This window comes from Methanobrevibacter sp. (assembly GCF_045539575.1).
In the GTDB taxonomy this organism is placed as follows: domain Archaea; phylum Methanobacteriota; class Methanobacteria; order Methanobacteriales; family Methanobacteriaceae; genus Methanocatella.
This window is the reverse complement of sequence record NZ_JAZQFM010000075.1, coordinates 17,127-35,011: the sequence shown is the minus strand read 5'-3', so window position 1 is coordinate 35,011 and position 17,885 is coordinate 17,127. Positions and strand designations below refer to the sequence as shown.

The window sequence follows — 17,885 nt, the reverse complement described above, 5'->3', positions numbered from 1 at the left end:
GCCATAAAACGATGCAAGTGAGCACTTACATTCGAAAAACTTTATATAATAAGTTTTTCAAAGAATTAATTGTCTTACAGAAACAAATTTTAAAAACAGAATTGTTTCGGGAATTTAAATTAAATAATTTTGGAGGTAACAAAAATGAACATCAAAAAAATATTATTTGCACTAATTGTGACGTCACTTCTGATTGGAAGTGTCTGTGCAGCAAGCATAAATGACTTTAAAGTAGATGGATACAACAGCTCATACAACACTGATATAAATTCAGCATTTGTGAACAACAATGGCGATTCCGGAGTATCAATTTTCAAAAACGCCAATGGCGCTAGATACTACGACTATGACGACGACGGATACTATGATTACGATGATGACGGATACGACTATGATGACGCGTATGACCATGACTATGACGACATCTATGATCATGATTATGATGACGATTACGTTATTCAAAATAGCGGCAACGTATACAACGGCATCCGTGATGATATGCAGATTACCAAAAATTCCGACAATACCGCTACTTTCACCGACGTGGATGATGCTGAACACGGTATTGTAGAAGTCGTACAGCACGGCGGAGAACAATACACAGTAGTATTTTGGGCTAAAGATGCAAGTAACATTAACAATACAGCATTGATGACAAAATTAACCAATTTCAATAAAGATAATGGTGTTACACCAGTAGCATTCTAATTATCTTTATTTCTCTTTTTATTATTTTTCCAGAATTTATTCATTCTATTTTTATCCTATTGATTACAGCCACATCATGTGAAAATTTAAATTATGATCTCAAACCCATGTTATTCTAAAAAGCTATTTTTTGTAATATATTTTTAACACGAATTAGGAATTTAATTCAAAAGTTACTTGTTTTAATAGCATGAAACAAAAAATTTTATCAATTTAAATCAGTTAAAAGCATTGAAAATTAAAATAAAATTCTTATTTTAGAAATATCTCTTCAAATTTAAAATATTTTTTAATAATCATGATTTAATATGACTAATTGAATTAATTGAGTTTTTCAAAAGCAATTCGGCAATGTAAAGAAAATATTACTTAGCTCAAACTGATATGTTCATTTCAGAAGCTGCAAAACCTTTAGGAACCGAACCTGTTGATTACCACCCAATGAACAAATTGTTATAACTTTATGAAAAAATAAACCATTTTAAAACCTCAATATCAATTTGTTCTTAATATCCAACAAGCACAACACGGATATTAAAGCAAATCTAAACATTAATCCAAATACCAAATAGCACTGGAAACCAAACACGTCCAGTGCTATAATAACAGATTCTTTTTTTATAAAAAATCCGTAAAGTTAATTACCGACCTATTCTAAATTTTAAATAATATTCTTTTTAACAAAAACATTTAAAAATTTAAAATTAAATAAATATTATTAATTCTAATTAAATAAAAGGTGATAAAATGCCGGAAACAGATTATTTGAAAATACCTCAAAACAGAGTAGGGGCATTAATCGGAAGCAATGGAAAAGTCAAAAAATCCATTGAGAATGCTACCGGAACCATTTTAGATATTGACAGTGATGATGGTACAGTTTACATTACACCTAGAGAAGATATGGAAGACCCATTAGGCGTGTGGAATGCAAATCACATTGTAAAAGCGGTAGCTCGTGGATTCAATCCTGAAATTGCTTTAAAATTAGTTAGTGATGACATTTATCTGGAAGTGTTAAGCTTACCGTTATACATAGGAAAATCCAAAAAGGCCCTTGCAAGATATAAAGGTAGAATCATCGGAAAAGATGGAAAAACACGTGAAATAATAATGGAAATGGCCGAAGTGGACATGGCAGTGTATGGTAAAACCGTTTCATTGATTGGTGAGATGGATAACATCATGATTGCAAAAGAAGCAATTGAAATGATTTTAAACGGATCAAGACACAAGTCAGTCTATGGATTCTTAGAACATAAAAAGGAAACTTTAAAAATGAAAGAATTCAAGGATTTAGTCGGAATCGAAGACGATAAAATCGAATTTAAGGATGGAATCGACTTCGATGAAAAAGATTTTTAGGAGTATTTCTCCTAAATATTACTTATTATTAAAGAAAAGATAAGTCATTGCTTCAGGATTAACAACTATATCAATTTCAGCAAAAATTTCTTTTAACTTATATTTACTAGAATTTTCTACAACATTTATTGATTCATATCTATTTCTTGAAGAAATAGATTTTAATTTACTGTATCCTCCATCCCTTGTGACTCTAGTCGGTTTACCCAAATCCACAGGCTCACCCATCTAAATACCTCCTACTTAAATTAATATTATCATAATTATTGTTTAAATAATTTAACAAGAAATCACCATATAACTTATCAATTGCATCAATAGTCTGATAACCATTTTTAAATTCAATATTCATATCAGTAGAAATTGAAACGAAAAAATCTTTAGCTTTATGACGAATAGCCGTTATTTCCCCATCAGTAAAAATAATTTCTTTTGATTCTAAAATCCATAACTCATTTTTAGATACAATTATTTCATACTCTTCAAAATCTAAACCTAACATCTCAAAATTTTTACCGGAGGGCGGCGAATAATATTGAATGGGATGATTATGAATTGATGCAATGCTCATATTTGTTAAAACATCAGAAAATATATCGCTTGAAACTTTATCGGGATTATCTTTATCAGCAAAATTACATGAAATAATATTACCATTATCGATATCAAAGTAAATTAAACATTCAAAATTCAAACCAATAGTTTTTCTTCTAAATATGTCAACTGTTTTAACAGCTTTTTCAGAAAATTCCTCAGGTAAATCCTCTTTTGTTATGGGTGAAAGTGACCAGTCAATTGGAAGATGCCTGTATCTTTCATATTCCTTGTCTGTTATTTTAACTTCAAATGGAATTAAAAATCCCCCACGATTATCTCTCAGCAACATCTTATGCGATTCAATGAACCCATCAAGGTGAAGTTTACGAACAATATTGTTAATACTATTTTTTGAAATCATACCCCTTGATTTATAATTTAAATTATTTAAAATAGTCAGTTTTAAATTAAAACAATTTTATGAAGTTATTACAATATTACAAACCCATACAACTTTTTATTGTTTTTCAAAAATAAATCTTATTAACTTCCTAAAACAGAATCAAATAAATATTACAAAGTTAAATCAATTTTAATGAAAGATAGCTATAAAAATTATGCAAAATATAGCAAACTATTATATACTTCAACCAACATATATAGATAACATAGTACAAATACTATATTTTCTACATGTTTTTAAATTATTATTTTACCACATATTTAAACAAGTTAGATAGGGTAGGGTATGAATATTACTTTTCAAATGCTCTCTGATTTAATTTAAATATATCCATTATAATAAATTTAAACATATTAAAATAAGGAGGAAAAATTTTGGCTCAAGAACAACAAATGGGACTTGATTGGGAAGAGGATTTTCAAAGATTAACCCCATCACAGTTCTTTAGAAAAAACAAGCAGATGCTTGGATTTACAGGTAAAATCCGTTCTTTAACTATTGTTTTCCACGAATTGATTACAAACAGTTTTGACGCATGTGAAGAATCCGGAATATTGCCTGACATCGACATCGAATTGAAGCGTGTCGACAAAGAACATTATATCCTAAGACATAAGGATAACGGACCGGGAATTCCTGAAGACTATGTAATGCAAGTATACTGTATGATGTTTGCAGGATCTAAATTCAGAAACATTCAATCCAGAGGTCAGCAAGGTTTAGGTTGTAGTGGATGTGTGCTATTATCACAGATGACTACAGGTAAGCCTGCTCGCGTAATCTCCTGTTACAAGGATGGAGATGAAATCAAAGGAATGAAAATGAAATTCCAAATGGATGTAGAAAACAACCGTGGAATTTTAATGGAAAGAGAGGATTATCCTGCTGAAAGTACAGGAGTATGTATTGAATTGCAATTCAAAGAGGTTTCATACTCCCTTGCAGAACAAGGTGCATTCGAATACATCAGAAGAACCATGATTGGAAACCCTCACGCAAAAATCACATTCAGAGACCCATCCGGACACAAATATATCTTTAAAAGAGCAGCTGACGTAGTTCCAGTACAACCAAAAGAAGTTTTACCTCACCCTAAAGGTGTAAGCGCTGACGACTTAATGACAATGGCTAAAAACACAGACAGTAGAAGATATAAAAGCATGTTAACTTCATCAATGTCCAGAATGTCCGCAAAAAGAGTTGATGAAATCGCAGAAATCACTGGAATTGACATGAATAAACGTCCAAAAGCCATGACCTTCCAGGAAGCGGAAGCTATCGTTCACTGCTTTAAGAAAATGAAATTCATGGCACCTCCAACAGACGGACTTATACCAATCGGATCTGAACAAATTGAAAAAGGTATGAAACAAATCCTTAAACCTGAATTTGTTACCACAATTACAAGAAAACCTGTAACCTATGCAGGTGGTGTCTCATTCATTATTGAAGCAGGCCTCGCATACGGTGGGGAAGCAGGAAGAGTCGTAAGCGAACAGAGAAAATCTGAAATCATGAGATTCGCTAACAGAGTTCCATTAACTTTCGATGCAGGAAGCTGTGCAATCACAGAAGCGCTCAAAAGTATCGACTGGAAACGTTACGGATTAAGAGACATGGACAACACCCCATTAACTTTATTTGTAAACATTATCTCAACTCAGGTACCGTACCTTTCAACAGGTAAACAAAGTGTTTCACCTGAACCTGAAATTGTCCATGAAATCAGACAAGCAACCATGAAACTAGCTCGTAAATTACAAAAACACTTAAGAGCTAAAAGAGCAGCTAAAGAAAAAGAAAAACGTTCAAAAGTATTTGAAGAATACGTACCGGTAATTATTGAAGAAGCTGCAAAACTTGGTGAAACTGGAGTTCCTGAATATCAGGACATTCTTGTAAAGGTTACTAAAAGGGCTCTTGCCGAGTTACTTGGTGAGAAAGTGGAAGAAGAAGAGGAAGAAGAACTTGATGCAATCATCATGGAAGAAGTTGATGAATTCGGACATGCTGTTGAAGACGGCCAATCCGCATTAGATAACTTCGAGGAAGATGATGTTGAAGACGGTTTTGAAGATTAGGTGATTTAGATGGCAGACAAACCAAAAAGTGGAAAATCCCATAAAGAAGAAAGAAAACAATACACCTACAATAAATTAAAAGGATTAGGTCAAGAAATTATCGAAGACATTGAAAAAAATAAAGTGCCTAGTCTTAAAATTCCATCCCGTGGTACTGGAAACATTGTTTTCAATGATGCAAAAAGATACTACGAGTTAGGTGACAGGTATGGAAGAAGATCTTTAGGAAATGTAAAACAAATCAGAAAATTAGGTCAAATGGTTTATGTAGGAAATTTCTGTAAAGATTTAGTTGCAAGAGAAAAAACAGCTACCATCAGGGAAATGTATTACGTTTCTGAAGGTTGGGGAATCAGCTTTAAAACACAACAGGAATCCAACATTGTGGGTGAAGACCTTGAAGTGAAATTAGGGGTAACCCGTGAGGATTTAGGATTAATGCCTGAAGAAGACGGCGCATCAGTTTACGGAGACATCACACTATTGGATGAAGTGGAAATTAATGCAGCAAAAATGGGAAAATCCGGGTATACAATTTCTCCAACAATTGACCAGGTAGAATTCCTCGACCACAATGTAGACAAAGTATTGGCTGTGGAAACAATGGGAATGTTCCACAGGTTAGTTCAAGAAAATGCTCATAAAAGATTTAACTGTTTGATTGTTGGTCTTAAAGGACAGGCAGCTCGTGCAACAAGAAGATTCATTAAAAGAGTTAATGAAGAACTTGGCTTACCGGTCTACATTTGTAACGACGGAGACCCTTGGGGATTCCACATTGCACAGGTAATTATTTCCGGAAGTGCAAAACTAGCTCACGTTAACGATCAGCTTGCTACTCCTGACGCTAAATTTATCGGAGTAACAGCATCAGACATCATCAATTACGACTTACCAACAGACAAATTGAAAGATGTTGACGTGATGAGATTGAAAGAGCTTTCAAAAGACCCAAGGTATAAAGGTGATTTCTGGCAAACAGAAATTAAGAAAATGCTTAAAATCGGTAAGAAAGCAGAACAGCAATCTTTCTCAAAATATGGGCTTGAGTATGTTGTAGACACATACTTCCCAGCTAAATTTGAAGAAATGGAAAATCAAGCATAGTCTTGAACCTTTCCTCCTTTTTTTATTTTTTTAAAAATATTTTCAAGATAACATTTATATACTATAAGATTCATATACCCCCATAGGTATAGGATGTGTTATTTTGAAAGAATGTATGGATAGTGACAATTTACACAGGAGACTCAAGAAAATCATCGGACAAATCAATGCAATTGACAGAATGATTGATGAGGATATTCCCTGTGAACAGATTTTAATGCAGGTAAATGCATCAAAATCAGCATTACATAAAGTCGGACACATTATTGTTGAAGGACACTTAGAACACTGTGTAAAACAGGCTATTGAAGATGAAGATTCTGATGAAGCGATAAGTGACATTACTTCAATTTTGGAATATTACTCCAGACTTTAATTTTTTTTAAAATAACTTTATACCCTATGGGGTATATCTATACTATTGGGGCTGTTTAATATGAATTTTACAAGGGATGAAAAAGTAGATATCCTACTTATAGTAATCTCCACAATAAGTGTAGCTGCAAGTTTCACTCTATCTCTCGATTACATCGCATGGATTGCAGTTATACTTTGTGGAATACCTATATTTAAGGAATGTATAGAAGGTTTGATAACTGAATTTGACATTAAGGCAGATTTGCTCGTTTCAATTGCAATTATTGCATCAATAATCATAGGTGAAGTATTTGCAGCAGGTGAAATTGCAACCATCATGGCAATTGGAGGATTCTTGGAAGAATACACAGTTAACAAAACACAAGGAAAAATTAAAGAACTTGTTAAAATGTCACCTCAAGTAGCAACAAGAATAAAAAATGGAGTCAAAGAAAAAATAGCTGTAAAAAATGTACAAGTCGGAGATATCTTAAAAGTGCTTCCCGGAGAAAGCATACCTACAGACGGAATAATTGTCAGCGGAGAAACATCAATTGACCAATCCACATTAACAGGAGAATCACTGCCAGTCGATAAAACAGCAAATAATGAAGTGTACAGCGGAACAATCAATCTTTACGGATCATTTACAATGAAATCCACAAAAGTCAGCCAGGAGAGTTCTCTTCAAAAATTAATAAGATTGGTTGAATCCTCCAAACCTGAAAATGCAAAAATAGTTCGTCAAGCGGACAAATGGGCAACTTTAATTGTAGTTATTGCATTTACTGCCGCAATTCTTACATATTTATTCACATTTGAAATAATTAGATCAGTCACAATTTTAGTGGTATTCTGCCCATGCGCATTGGTTCTTGCAACACCCACTGCAATCATGGCCGCAATAGGAAATCTAACTAAATACGGCATTCTTGTAAAAGATGGAGAAGCCATAGAAGAACTGGCAAAGGTTGATGAAATGGTGTTTGATAAAACAGGAACACTAACATACGGCAAGCCAAAGGTAATTAACATCATTTCAGATAATCCTCAAGAGATGATGTATCTTCTAGCATCACTGGAATCCCAATCCGAGCACCCTTTAGCCAAATCCATAGTTAATCATTACAATAAAAACAATTTAGCGCAAGTCAATGACTTTAAAATGCATATTGGAAAAGGAATTAGCGGAACAATAGATGGTTTTAAAGTAATTGCCGGAAATAAAGAACTGTTTGAACTGGAAAAAATTGAATTAACTAAAGAACATGAACCTGAAAGCGGTGAAATACCAATATATGTTGCCAAAAATAACAGATATATCGGAAAAATCCTACTCGCAGATACAATACGAAACGAATCAAAAGGAATAATAAGAAATCTTAAACGATTAAGAATCAAAACAACATTACTTACAGGAGACAATGAAAAAACCGCAAATTACATTGCAAAACAATTAAAAATTAGAAATGTTAAATCAAACTGCTTGCCTGAAGATAAAACCAACTACATTAAAGAAGAACAATTATTAAAACATAAAGTTGCAATGATCGGCGATGGCATAAATGATGCGCCATCTCTCAAAAAGGCAAATGTGGGAATAGCAATGGGCAGCATTGGAAGTGATGTAAGTGTTGAAGCAGCGAATATAGCTTTGATTAACGATAACATTGAAGATATTCCCCACTTAATTGGAATTGCAAGAAAAACTATCAGAACAATAAACTTCAGCATTGCATTTGCATTGATATTGAATATTGCCGCCATGGGATTAGCGATTCTCGGAATGTTAAATCCTATTGAAGGAGCATTAATACACAATCTAGGATCAGTAATTGTAATCATTTATTCAACATCATTAATCAAATACAAAATATCAAAAAAAGATTACAAAAAAGCTAAAAAGTTAGGCATGACTAAAAGTTTAAATAAATCCATTACATAATATTATATATCGATAATAAGGTGATTAATTATGGCTGAAAAAGAAATCAAAGTAGTGGGCATGCACTGCCCATCATGTGTAAATGCTGTAGAACTTTGTTTAAAAGATGTTGACGGAATCGAAGATGCAAAAGCAGATTTAGATTCTGGAATTACCAAAATTACTATGTCTGGCGACGTAAGTGATGCAGACATTAACGAAGCTGTTGAAGAAGCAGGATTCAAAGTAGAATAATTCTACTTAATTTCTTTTTTTATTATATTTATTATTTTTTCATTATTTTTCCCGACAAGAAGATTATGCTTTGAATTTTCAAGAATAATCAATTTGGAATTTTTAATTTTGTTTTGCAACTCTTTTTGCATATCCACAGGAAATATCTCATCATATTGGCCTGCCAAAATTAATGTTGGAACTACAATACTGGCCAAACCACTTTCAGCATCAAAGTTCAAACAGGCATCAACAGCGGCAATATACGCTTCAACATTGGCAGATGGTGAACTGATTTGTTTCAGCATTTCCAGTTCTTCTTTATTATCCGCAATGACATTCGGACACAGCACCAAAGGCAACATAAAATCAAAAAATTCATCAAATCCCATATTCAATGCTTTTTTAAATTCATCAAACATCATTGCTGAATGTTCATTAACTTTGAAAAAAGTGGACATCAAAATAAGAGAATCAACCAATTGAGGATATTTTATTGTGAAATCAAGTGCAATTGCTCCACCTAAAGAAAAGCCAATCAGATTAAAGTTTTTAAGATTTAATTCATCTAAAAGACATTTCAAATCATCCACATAGGAACTGATTGAAATTTCCTCGCTTCCAAGTTCAGATTCACCATGACCCCTTAAATCAACTCTTATAACAGTATAATCTTTTTTTAAATGGGCGGCTAAAACTTCCCAGTAGAGCAAATTATCTGAAAGTCCATGAATGAAAAGTAAGGCATCACCATTTCCCTCAATTTTATAATTCATAAAATATATTATAATACTCATTATAAATACCTTTATTTGAAATTTTTAATTTCAAAGATAAAGGCAAATCTTAGTTTTTACAAGTCCATTAAAAATATCAAATTATATATAATTTGAAAAACAGAGATTAATCCATATAATATTTAAGTATTATAATTAAAAAGGGATTAAAATGAAAACTGTTGCAATTAATGGTTATGGAACCATCGGTAAGAGAGTAGCTGACGCAGTAGCTGCTCAAGATGATATGAAAGTTATTGGTGTAAGTAAAACTAGACCAAACTACGAAGCAAGAACTGCAGTTGAAGAAAAAGGCTATCCTTTATACATCGGAATTCCAGAAAGAGAACAAATGTTTAAAGATGCTGGAATTGAAATAGCAGGTACCGTTGAGGACATGATACAAGAAGCTGATGTTGTTGTTGACTGTACTCCAGGAAGTATCGGACCGCAAAACCTTGAAATGTATAAAAAAGCAGGCGTTAAAGCAATTTATCAAGGTGGAGAAGATCATGAATTAACCGGCCTTTCATTTAATGCTATTTCCAATTATGATGACTCCTATGGTGCAGATTACACCCGTGTAGTTTCATGTAACACTACCGGACTCACCCGTACATTATCTACAATTGATCCTATTGCAGACATCAAAAAAGTAAGAGCAGTAATGGTTAGAAGAGGATCAGACCCATCAGAAATTAAAAAAGGACCAATCAATGCTATTGTTCCAAATCCTCCAAAAGTACCATCTCACCACGGTCCTGACGTGAAAACCGTTATGAACGGAATTGATGTGACAACCATGGCATTGCTCGTACCTACCACTTTAATGCACCAACACAACATTATGGTTGAAATCAACAATGACGTTGAAACCGAAGAAATTATTGAAGCTTTAGAAAAACGTTCCAGAGTACTTGTAGTTTCTGCAGAAGAAGGATTAGGTTCCACCGCTGAGTTAATGGAATATGCAAAAGAACTTGGAAGAAACAGAAATGACTTATACGAAATTCCAGTTTGGAGAGAATCCATTAATGTCGTTGGAAATGAATTGTTCTACATGCAAGCAGTCCACCAAGAATCTGACGTAATTCCAGAAAACATTGATGCAATTCGTGCACTATTAGAAATGGAAAGTGACAACGAAAAATCAATTGCAAAAACTAACAAAGCTATGGGAATATTCTAAATTCCCTTTTTTACTATTTTTTTTAACTGATTTAAATGAAACATAATGTACTTTTTGGACCTGCAGGCAGTCCTATAAATTATAAAGGTGCAGCATATAAAGCGCCAAAATATATTTCTGAAGAAGGATTGAACTCATATGAATATCAATCCCCATATGGAGTTAGAATTGGTGAAACTTCTGCAAATACATTAAAGGAAGAATCTGAAAAGCATGACATTCTGGTATCAATGCACGCTCCGTATTACATAAATTTATGCGCCAAAGAGGAATCCAAACTTGAAAAAAGCATTGGTCATTTAATAGCAGCCGCCCGTGCAGGGGAATGGATGGGAGCATACAGGTTAGTTTTCCACCCTGGAGCCTACCTGAACCGTAAGCCGGAAAAAGCCATGGAAATATCCAAAAACACTGTCAACAGATTATTTGAAGAACTTGAAGCAGAAGGCATTGAAGAATTTACTTTCGCACCCGAAACCACCGGAAAAAGAACACAGCTCGGTAACGTTGGTGAAGTTGTTGAACTCTGTGCCACATTTGATCACTTTGAGCCTACAATCGATTTTGCACATGTTCATGCAAGAGGCCGTGGGTTTTTAAACAAAAAAGAAGATTACAATTGCATATTTTCAACAATAGAAGATAATTTGGATATTGACATACTGCACTGTCACTTTACAACAATCGAGTATGGTCAGGGCGGTGAAGTAAAGCATCACACACTAGCTGAAAGCGATGATTATGGACCGCATATTGAGGACTTATTATCTGTTTTGATAGATAATGGTTGGAATGCAAATATTATCTGTGAAACCCCACTAAGAGATGAGGATTCACTTAAAATGAAAAAACTATATGAGGATATGAAGAAATAATTTTAAATTGTTTCTTAATAATCTTTTACAGAATCGATCAAATCATCCATATCACTAAATAAATTGTTAATGTCAGTGCCATCTTCTTTATTTGAGCTCATATGGATAATCAATTCATTTATCAAATCTTCCATCTTATCAATGAATGCCTGAAGGGTTTTCAGCTTTTTTTCTATTTCCTTTTCGACAAATGGACTCTCATTTAAATCCATTTCAGCCATCTTTTTTGCAATATCCAATTGTGTTGAAAATAAATTATTGGACTTGTTAATGGAATTCATGAATTTTTCATAAGCCAAATGATTCGGATCAAACTGTTTTTCAACCAATTCCTTGGCTCTACCTTGTTTTAGGTCATAATCCTGTTCCAATTGACTAATCTTATCCATGTATTTAGAAGGAATTATTTTTACCTTAACTTCTTTTCTAAATACCGGTTTTCCACATTCAGAGCAGAAATTTTGTCCAACATCAATTCTGGCTCCACAGTAAATACAAAAATGATTGTGATTATCTTCAATATCCATATGATTATAATTAGAATTTTTACATATAATAAATTTTAGCCCACAAGCACAAAATCACTTCTTTTTCAGCCTTAAAACTACGAGTTCACTGTCGGTTCCCCATCTCATCGGAGTGTCCATTGAACCGACACCTGTTGTGACATGCAGATACTTGCCAAAATCATTTTTGAATAAACCCCTATTATACTTAAACATCATTTCTGCAAAGTTTACAGCCGGATAAAACTGTCCTCCATGAGTATGGCCAGACAATTGAACATCAAAACCCAGTCTGGAAAATTCTTCCCAATAATATGGGACGTGATAATTAATAATGTTTACAAATCCAGGCTTAACTAATGATTTGTCAATTTTTGGAATATCCTTATCCTCAATACTGTATGTTAGTCCGAAAATGTTTAAACAGTCAAATTCCCTGCTTTCATTATCCAAAACAATAATTCCTGCATTTTTACATGCAATTATGACACTTTCAATTCCAGGATAGAAATCATGATTTCCAGGAGTGAATATTATGGGAATATCCACATCATTAAACTCAATTAAATCGTTTTCCTCCACAACTGATGAACCGTCTGCCAAATCTCCGGAAATTATTGCCAAGTCACATTCGCCTTCAAGCTCTTTTAGTTTAGAGACAATCTGGTGAATGATTTCGTTATGGCGAACAGACCCGAAATGAACATCAGACAAATGTACGATGTTAAAATCCCTAGTCAAATTATCCAATTCCAAAATTTTTTCATTGACAACCAGATGATGGGCTTTATAGTAATTATAAATGCCTAAAACCGGCACAATAGCCAACAAACAATAAATAAAAATTTTTGGAAGCATTATAAATGTGCCAATAATGTAAATAACCACAATGTCTATTAAAAACATCACCGATGCCCACATCCAAATACCATCTATCGTTGAGAGCAATCTGCCCAAATAAGTTGATTTTTTTGCCTCAAAAAACATCGGCATGCAATGAATCAAACCAAGCAGAATAGTTAAAATTATCAGATGACCATCAGACACATCTCCCAAAAGTAAAAATAGATATTTCAACAAAAAGAACTGAAAAATCATGTAAAATGGAGTGATGAATAATACTCTTTTGGTCCTAAAACTCATGAAAAATTACCTCATAACTATTATATCCCATCAACTATTTAAACAATTAAAACATATGTTACTGTGTAAAAAAATGTGGAGGTGAGTTTTTGAAAAGCGATAACAAAAAAGTAGAACTGAAAACAACTAACCAAAAACCAACAAAAATCGAAAAGGACAACAAGGAATATGCGCAATGTGTAGTTTTAAAGCCAGTGGGTTATCCTTTTGATTTCAATATGATGGAAGATGACTTTGAAATCAAAAATCATGAATTATTTGAAGAATATGCACGCGAACAGTGGTTGGGATTAGTTGTGAAAGAAAACTCACACTTATTTGATCAAAAAATTATTCCTGATTACGGTTTTGAAATTGTATCTGCAAAACCGAATAACTCAATAATTTCTGAAAACACTAAAATAAAACTTATTACTGATGAATTAAACACCAAAAAAGAGAACAATCAAGTTAAATCAAACATTACTCTAACAGATATCGTTGGACAGACTAACGCCAAAAATAAAGTTAAAGTCATTACCAAATATCTTGAAGACCCTGAAAGTTTTGGACCATGGGCTCCAAAAAATATTTTATTTTACGGCCTTCCAGGTACCGGTAAAACAATGCTTGTAAAAGCACTTGCCAACGAGCTTGAAGTTCCATTGTATTTAATTAAAGCAACTTCATTGATAGGTGACCACGTCGGAGACGGTGCATCTAAAATACATGATTTATTTAAAAAAGCCAGTGAAAATTCACCATCAATAATTTTTATCGATGAAATTGATGCTATTGCACTCCACAGGTCATTTCAATCCCTAAGAGGAGACGTATCTGAAATTGTAAATTCACTTTTAACCGAAATGGACGGAATAAGTGAAAATGAGGCAGTTATAACCATTGGTGCAACAAATAATCCTACAAGTCTTGACTTTGCAGTCAGAAGCAGATTTGAAGAGGAAATAGAATTTAAATTGCCTAATGATGAAGAAAGGTTAATGATTTTGGAAAATAATCTTAAAACCATTCCATTAGAATACGATTTAGATTTAGAAAAAATTGTAAAGCTAACCAAAGGACTGTCCGGAAGAGACATCAAGGAAAAAATTCTCAAGACCGCTCTTCACAATACAATAGCTAACGACAGTGACATAATCGGAATGGAAAATATAGACTATGCCATAAAAGCAGGCAAAGTAAAAAACAATGATGTAAAAGGAATGTTTGAATAATTATTTTGAATTAAACAAATATTCGGCAGCTGCAATGATTTCCTTGTTTTCATCCTTTGCAGCATCCTTAACATTTTTAGAAATATCAAAAAAGATTTTGTTCACAATGGAATTTGTTAAATTATTTAAAATTTTTGCACTACCATCTACATCAGCCAACTTAACCAATGCTTTTTTAGTTTCACGTTGTCTTATATCTTCCATAGATGCTCTTAAATTACCAAGCATCTCATCAACTTCCATTATTTTAAGTGATTCTTTAAGTAAAATGAACTCATCTGCAATGATGTTTTCGGCCTCACCAAATTCCTTAATTCTAAGTTGAGTATTGATGTCTGCAATTTCCCTTAAATCATCAATATTGAATAATTTTACACCAAGTTCACCTACATCCTCAGAAATATCGCGAGGATTTGCAATATCGACCATCATGATATTTTCATAGTCCATTTCAATATCTTCAAGTCGTTTTTTAGTAATTATTGCATGAGGCGCACTTGTTGCACTTATTACTACATCAGCAGTAGCCAAGTATTTTTCCAATTCATTAAATAAGATAGCTTGCCCTCCCAAATCTTTAGCAAGCTCAACTGCAACATAATAGGTCCTGTTTGCAACAAAAATAGCATTCAAGTCTTTCTCTGCAAGTGCTTTGGCAACCAATTTACCCATCTTTCCGGCACCAATAACCAGAACAGATTTATCATCGAGAGATCCGATATGTTTTTCCGCCAAATCAATAGCTGCAGAACCTATAGAAACTGAACCCTTATTAATATTGGTCTTGTTTCTGACAACTTGACCTACATGAATGGCCTTTGTGAAAATAGTGTCGAGGCCACGTCCGCAGTGACGGTTTTTAACTGCCTTATGTTTTGCATCCTTAACCTGGCCCAAAATCTGGTCTTCACCAACTATCATTGATTCAAGCCCTGAAGTCATTCTCAAAAGATGCATAACCGCAGCTTCACCGTATTCTATAATGATGCTTTGATTTTCATGAGACAATAATTCCTCATCTTCAGGAATATAATCATTTTTGATATAATATTCCTTCCTATTACATGTAGAAATTTCAATATACTCCCCAATAGAATATTTTTCCTGCAACTTCCAAAACAACTCATCCATGTCTTTTGAAATAGTTTCCATGGACTGAATATCCGCCATCTTATGGTCAACCCTTAAATTAAGTATCACTGCAATCCCCTATCAAATTATCAATATAAACTTTTGCTTCATCAATCTGATTATTTCGAATAAACTCGTTAATTTTTTCATCTTCAAATATCCGATAAAGATATTCTCTTCTTTCCTTTTGGTCGTCAATAGACTCTTTTAAAAGAGAACGAGCATAATCCTGAAGTTCAATTTCCAAAATGTCCTCTTCAGTGATTATTGATTGAATTTTTTTTCTTAATTGACGAGCCATCAATGGACTTTTTCCATTAGTAAAAATAGATATTTCAATATCCCCAATTTTAAAGCTTGTTGGAACAATAACATTTCCCTCATAAGGATAATCTGCACGATTCAATAATTTATCGCAGGATATCCTTGAAACATAATCGGACAACTCATTATCTCCACTGGCAACAACGACCAAATCCGCCCACTCAACCAATTCATCTACATTGTGAGTGGAGCATAATTCAGCCCCTTTATCCTCCAGCTCTTCGGATAAATTATTTCCCGCCAGTCTCACATTAGCCCCATGGTCGAGAAATTTGTTGGCTCTTCTTGTTGCAACTTCACCAGCGCCCAATATAAAAACATTCAAATTAGAAGTTTTATAATAAAGAGAAGTCCAATCCATTTTAATCAGAGTCTTCAATAGATCTTGCGTGCAATACTTTTACAGCAGCCCTTAAATCATTATTGCATTCAGTCAAGACATTCATTGCTTCAAGTTTTGATACATGGAATGTTTCAGCCAAAGCCTCAGCCCTTTCATCAGGATCCGGCTTTTGAACACCAACTAACCTTTCTGATAACTCTTTTTTCAAGTCCAAATATTCATCATGACTCATCCCCATATTTCTTAAAGTCATGTCTCTTAATGGACATGGTTTTGATGGCTTACAACACCATACAAGTGAACCAAAACAAGTTCCTGCTCCTTCGCCTAATCTAGTTTCCTTTGCAAATTGAGTTTTAATTTCTATGTACTCTCGTGGAGTTAAATTTACTTGCTGTAAAGCATTTAATACTGGGCATGGTTTTACTGGAGGACAACAAAATGCTAATCCTCTTACATCTCCCCCTCTACAAATATGAGATGGTGCATCTTCCCAAGTCATGATAAACCTCCGAAAAAATAAATTCATTTCACCTAATTTAATAAATATAAAATAATAATATAATTTATTTTAACTATGAATATATAACCTTTTTTATACAAACATATTTAAACCCCAAATTAATTAATATAAAAAAGAAAATAATGGAGGTTATACATGAGACTTTGGAACCCTGCTGCATTCTTCATAAGCCTGATGATGAGTTTCATCATGGCAGCAATATTCGGATTGCCTATGGGAATGCCGTTTGAATATCTGTTCTATTTGTGGCCTGTGAGATGGGTAACAGCATATTTATTAATAAATATAATCATATATCCAATTGGATTTGGACTTGCGAAAAAAGTATTTGGATTTGATCCAATGGCACAATAAGGTTTTAAAAACCTTATTCAAATTTTTGATTAAAATGAAAAAAGAAACCATAACCCTAGAAAACATTACCATTACATTAGAGCGTAAAAATATTAAAAATATGTATCTGCGCATATTGCCGCCTAACGGAGAAGTTAAGGTAAGCGCACCACTATTTTTATCAGATGATGAGATTAGTAATTTTATTAAATCCAAAAAGGATTGGATTTTAAAAAAACAAAAATACATTCAGGAAAATGACATAAAAGCCCCATTGAAATATGATAATGGTGAAAAACATTATGTATGGGGAAAAGAATACGAATTACACCTAATTAAAAATGATAGTGTCAAACAGGTTCTAATTGATGAAGAAAAATCAATGATTTATCTTCCAGTACCAAAAAGAAGCACTATTGAAAAAAGAAAAAAAATATTGGATGAATTTTACAGACAGGAGATGCAAAAAGCAATCCCCCCTGTTTTAGATAAATGCACAAAAATAGTGGGCAGAACTCCGTCTGAAGTAAAAATAAGAAAGATGAAAAACTGGGGAAATTGCAGATATCATGACAAGAGAATTACTTTAAATTTAAACCTTGCAAAAAAAGACCCTGTATGTTTGGAATATGTTATGATACATGAATTATGCCATCTGATTGAATTCAACCATGGAAAAAATTTTAAAAAATTAATGGACAAATTTTGTCCAAATTGGAAAGAAATAAAAAAAAGATTAAATGAATAAGAAG

At 33.2% G+C, this 17,885-nt stretch carries 20 protein-coding genes; 12 read left to right on the top strand and 8 right to left on the bottom strand.

What is annotated here, in order from left to right; all coding sequences use genetic code 11:
- Positions 1–144 precede the first annotated feature (144 nt).
- Together ACKI30_RS09360 and ACKI30_RS09355 are read left to right on the top strand one after the other, a co-directional pair.
- Positions 145–708, top strand: a complete 564-nt coding sequence (locus tag ACKI30_RS09360; RefSeq protein WP_407411888.1) for a hypothetical protein — start codon at positions 145–147, stop codon at positions 706–708.
- 747 nt (positions 709–1,455) lie between these two features.
- On the top strand, positions 1,456–2,073 hold the full coding sequence (locus ACKI30_RS09355) for a KH domain-containing protein (protein WP_292739259.1): 618 nt from the start codon (positions 1,456–1,458) through the stop codon (positions 2,071–2,073).
- Positions 2,074–2,091: 18 nt separating this feature from the next.
- Here ACKI30_RS09355 and ACKI30_RS09350 read toward each other — a convergent pair whose 3' ends face one another.
- Positions 2,092–2,301 carry a hypothetical protein gene (locus ACKI30_RS09350; RefSeq protein WP_407411886.1) on the bottom strand — a complete coding sequence of 70 codons (210 nt, stop codon included), beginning with the start codon at positions 2,299–2,301 and terminating at the stop codon, positions 2,092–2,094.
- A complete protein-coding gene (locus ACKI30_RS09345; RefSeq protein ID WP_407411884.1) occupies positions 2,294–3,031 on the bottom strand; it encodes a hypothetical protein in 738 nt (245 codons plus the stop codon). Before ACKI30_RS09345 ends, ACKI30_RS09350 begins: the two co-directional genes overlap by 8 nt.
- A gap of 434 nt (positions 3,032–3,465) precedes the next feature.
- Here ACKI30_RS09345 and top6B point away from each other — a divergent pair, with 434 nt between their 5' ends.
- The 5 genes from top6B (at position 3,466) to ACKI30_RS09320 (ending at position 8,797) form a co-directional block, all read left to right on the top strand.
- Positions 3,466–5,154 carry a DNA topoisomerase VI subunit B gene (gene top6B, locus ACKI30_RS09340; RefSeq protein ID WP_407412056.1) on the top strand — a complete coding sequence of 563 codons (1,689 nt, stop codon included), beginning with the start codon at positions 3,466–3,468 and terminating at the stop codon, positions 5,152–5,154.
- 9 nt (positions 5,155–5,163) lie between these two features.
- On the top strand, positions 5,164–6,261 hold the full coding sequence (locus ACKI30_RS09335; RefSeq protein WP_292739252.1) for a DNA topoisomerase IV subunit A: 1,098 nt from the start codon (positions 5,164–5,166) through the stop codon (positions 6,259–6,261).
- 103 nt (positions 6,262–6,364) lie between these two features.
- Positions 6,365–6,637, top strand: coding sequence for a metal-sensing transcriptional repressor (locus ACKI30_RS09330; protein WP_292739250.1), 273 nt, complete (start codon positions 6,365–6,367; stop codon positions 6,635–6,637).
- 60 nt (positions 6,638–6,697) lie between these two features.
- Positions 6,698–8,563, top strand: coding sequence for a heavy metal translocating P-type ATPase (locus ACKI30_RS09325; RefSeq protein WP_407411882.1), 1,866 nt, complete (start codon positions 6,698–6,700; stop codon positions 8,561–8,563).
- A gap of 30 nt (positions 8,564–8,593) precedes the next feature.
- Positions 8,594–8,797: a heavy-metal-associated domain-containing protein gene (locus ACKI30_RS09320; RefSeq protein ID WP_330009265.1), complete on the top strand. Its 204-nt coding sequence runs from the start codon at positions 8,594–8,596 to the stop codon at positions 8,795–8,797.
- 2 nt (positions 8,798–8,799) lie between these two features.
- On the opposite strand, the gene ACKI30_RS09315 is transcribed toward ACKI30_RS09320, so the two are convergent.
- A complete protein-coding gene (locus tag ACKI30_RS09315; RefSeq protein WP_407411880.1) occupies positions 8,800–9,552 on the bottom strand; it encodes an alpha/beta fold hydrolase in 753 nt (250 codons plus the stop codon).
- Positions 9,553–9,724: 172 nt separating this feature from the next.
- Between ACKI30_RS09315 and ACKI30_RS09310 the strand changes: the two genes are divergently transcribed.
- Both ACKI30_RS09310 and ACKI30_RS09305 read left to right on the top strand, forming a co-directional pair.
- Positions 9,725–10,741, top strand: coding sequence for a phosphorylating glyceraldehyde-3-phosphate dehydrogenase (locus ACKI30_RS09310; RefSeq protein ID WP_407411878.1), 1,017 nt, complete (start codon positions 9,725–9,727; stop codon positions 10,739–10,741).
- 35 nt (positions 10,742–10,776) lie between these two features.
- Entirely contained in the window at positions 10,777–11,616 is an 840-nt protein-coding gene (locus ACKI30_RS09305) for a TIM barrel protein (protein ID WP_407411876.1), read from the top strand.
- Positions 11,617–11,630: 14 nt separating this feature from the next.
- On the opposite strand, the gene ACKI30_RS09300 is transcribed toward ACKI30_RS09305, so the two are convergent.
- Both ACKI30_RS09300 and ACKI30_RS09295 read right to left on the bottom strand, forming a co-directional pair.
- On the bottom strand, positions 11,631–12,143 hold the full coding sequence (locus ACKI30_RS09300) for a zinc ribbon domain-containing protein (protein WP_407411874.1): 513 nt from the start codon (positions 12,141–12,143) through the stop codon (positions 11,631–11,633).
- Positions 12,144–12,197: 54 nt separating this feature from the next.
- Positions 12,198–13,265 carry a metallophosphoesterase gene (locus ACKI30_RS09295; protein WP_407411872.1) on the bottom strand — a complete coding sequence of 356 codons (1,068 nt, stop codon included), beginning with the start codon at positions 13,263–13,265 and terminating at the stop codon, positions 12,198–12,200.
- An 89-nt stretch (positions 13,266–13,354) separates the two neighbouring features.
- Here ACKI30_RS09295 and ACKI30_RS09290 point away from each other — a divergent pair, with 89 nt between their 5' ends.
- Positions 13,355–14,479 (top strand): AAA family ATPase, encoded by a 1,125-nt coding sequence (locus ACKI30_RS09290; RefSeq protein WP_407411870.1) that lies wholly within the window; start codon positions 13,355–13,357, stop codon positions 14,477–14,479.
- On the opposite strand, the gene hemA is transcribed toward ACKI30_RS09290, so the two are convergent.
- From hemA to ACKI30_RS09275, 3 genes are read right to left on the bottom strand one after another with little or no spacing between them, the layout of a single operon-like run.
- Entirely contained in the window at positions 14,480–15,679 is a 1,200-nt protein-coding gene (hemA, locus tag ACKI30_RS09285; RefSeq protein WP_407411868.1) for a glutamyl-tRNA reductase, read from the bottom strand.
- Entirely contained in the window at positions 15,669–16,295 is a 627-nt protein-coding gene (locus ACKI30_RS09280) for a bifunctional precorrin-2 dehydrogenase/sirohydrochlorin ferrochelatase (protein WP_407411866.1), read from the bottom strand. The genes hemA and ACKI30_RS09280 overlap by 11 nt, the downstream gene beginning before the upstream one ends.
- Before the next feature lies 1 nt (position 16,296).
- Complete coding sequence (locus ACKI30_RS09275; RefSeq protein WP_295161883.1) at positions 16,297–16,779, bottom strand: methanogenesis marker 9 domain-containing protein; 483 nt, start codon at positions 16,777–16,779, stop codon at positions 16,297–16,299.
- Between the two features lie 156 nt (positions 16,780–16,935).
- Between ACKI30_RS09275 and ACKI30_RS09270 the strand changes: the two genes are divergently transcribed.
- Both ACKI30_RS09270 and ACKI30_RS09265 read left to right on the top strand, forming a co-directional pair.
- A complete protein-coding gene (locus tag ACKI30_RS09270; RefSeq protein ID WP_407411864.1) occupies positions 16,936–17,154 on the top strand; it encodes a hypothetical protein in 219 nt (72 codons plus the stop codon).
- 34 nt (positions 17,155–17,188) lie between these two features.
- Positions 17,189–17,881, top strand: coding sequence for a M48 family metallopeptidase (locus tag ACKI30_RS09265; RefSeq protein ID WP_407411862.1), 693 nt, complete (start codon positions 17,189–17,191; stop codon positions 17,879–17,881).
- Positions 17,882–17,885 lie beyond the last annotated feature (4 nt).